The organism is Serratia sp. A07, from assembly GCF_058725505.1.
In genome coordinates this window covers 1-1,719 of sequence record NZ_JBZXDO010000146.1, presented here as the reverse complement: position 1 = coordinate 1,719, position 1,719 = coordinate 1, and the positions used below count along the sequence as shown (strand labels likewise).

Sequence of the window (1,719 nt, the reverse complement as noted above, 5' to 3'; positions counted from 1 at the left end):
CCACCACCGCATCGGCCAAAGGCACCGCCTTGCACGGCACCGGGTAGGTATCGTCTATATCGCCCGCCTCACGCAGCGCCTGCAATGCCAGCAGACGGCGCCCACCGGCCACCACCGCATACTTGCCGCCCCTGACCTTGCACACCACCAGATTTTGCAGCACCCCCACCGCACGGATACTGGCCGCCAGTTCCGCAATGGCCTCCGGCTTGGGGTCGCGCTTGCGCACGTTGAGGTCGGATTTCACCAGCTTGCCCAGCGGCACGGTAATAACCGGCGCGACGGCGAGCACATTTTCAATCACATCAGTTTTACTTACCTTTGGTTCTGTAGTAGCTTTAATCATGTTCATCTGAACACCTCTGATAGTCATAATGGATACCGGCGCACGGATTGCCCGTCCTACCGGTGTGAAGAAGCAGCGCCCCCAGCGCTGCTTTTTTACTTTCTGCTCAGCAGTGACCAGTGCACCAGACTCAGTTCATCGCTCGCCGCCAGCGGCCAGCCGTCAACCAGCCATACCGCCACCGAATCCGCATGACCGTCAAAGGCCACATACAGATACTCCGCGTCCTCCGGCAGGTCGGGCGGCAGCAGCGTACCGGTTGAGCGTCCGGCGGCATCGCACACGTACCGGAACAGGTCGTACACCTGCGGCACGGTCAGATGCTCGCTGTTGGTGTAGGCGCTGCGCCGTATCTCTGGAAAATCCGGCGAACGACTGGCTGTAACCGCATTTTCTTTCATCGCATATCTCTCCGAGGGTTCCTGAGCGGCGGTTTTGACGTTGACGTTTTGTGTGTTCATGCTGATTTACTCCTTCGGTGGTTTATCTATCTCTCGTCGGGACCTTTCGCGGCGAAAACGCTGAGTTGCGACGGCGAACGGGGGAACGCAAGGGCGCCGCGTGCGGCGTGCCATTAACCCTTGCGGGCACGCGGGCGACGGTGCGACAAAAGCGGCCGCGCAAGGGCCGATGAGAGAGTGCCACCGGTAAGATGAGCAGGAACACACCCGCCACGGCGTCACGCCGGGGCGGCCTTGAAGCCCGGCACCGCCGGGCGGTGAGCCTGGCGCGGCGCGGCAATCTTGCCGCTGCAAGCGTGCCCTTGCGTCAGGATGGAAACCCGCTGCCCGAAGGGCCGGGCAGAGACGGCGAAGCCGGCTCTGTGCGAAGCATGACAGCCGACCGGACGCCCAGCCCCACACGCGGCTTAACAACACCAGGAAAGTTAAGACAAACAGTAAGATGAAGAGGAAGAGGCAAAACAGCAGCTGGAGAGCCAGTCAGCCCCGAACGGCAGCGACAGCGGGCGGCGCAGCCGCACGTCCTCGCCTGCCGGCCGCCGCAGGCGGCGGGAAGGGGTTTTGCGCGCGGCCAAACGTCCCCTTCAGCTCATGCAGGCCGCCTCATCAGCGGCCTGAAAACGGTTTAACGTCTCAACGCCGTGCGCACTTTCTCAATGGCGGCCATATCGTCGATAAATTCACCTTCCTTGCTGAGCGGGTCATCGGCATCTATCGCCAGTGCCGCCAGTGACACCACGGTTTCCAGCGCCTGCGCATCGACGCTCACGTACGGCGTGGCGTCGCGGGCCTCCTGGATGGACACCATCATCGCCTCGATATCACTCTGGCCGATACCGCTGCGTTGATAGTCATCAATCGCCATGCAGCCAATGGACTCGAGGATGGCCAGCACATCCAGATTGGTGGGGT

The 1,719-nt window shown here is 61.9% G+C and carries 3 protein-coding genes; all 3 read right to left on the bottom strand.

The annotated features are described in order from the left end of the window. Window positions 1-304 (bottom strand): ParB/Srx family N-terminal domain-containing protein (locus AC4PR2_RS28660; protein WP_492176019.1); only part of this gene is annotated, 304 nt, incomplete at its 3' end. A 137-nt stretch (window positions 305-441) separates the two neighbouring features. Continuing rightward, window positions 442-807 carry a hypothetical protein gene (locus AC4PR2_RS28655; RefSeq protein WP_492176018.1) on the bottom strand — a complete coding sequence of 122 codons (366 nt, stop codon included), beginning with the start codon at window positions 805-807 and terminating at the stop codon, window positions 442-444. Between the two features lie 625 nt (window positions 808-1,432). Continuing rightward, window positions 1,433-1,719 (bottom strand): DUF1380 family protein (locus AC4PR2_RS28650; protein ID WP_492176017.1); only part of this gene is annotated, 287 nt, incomplete at its 5' end.

Excerpts from the sequence above, each read along its gene's own strand:
- AC4PR2_RS28655 (WP_492176018.1), bottom strand. The coding sequence starts at position 807 with ATGAACACACAAAACGTCAACGTCAAAACCGCCGCTCAGGAACCCTCG.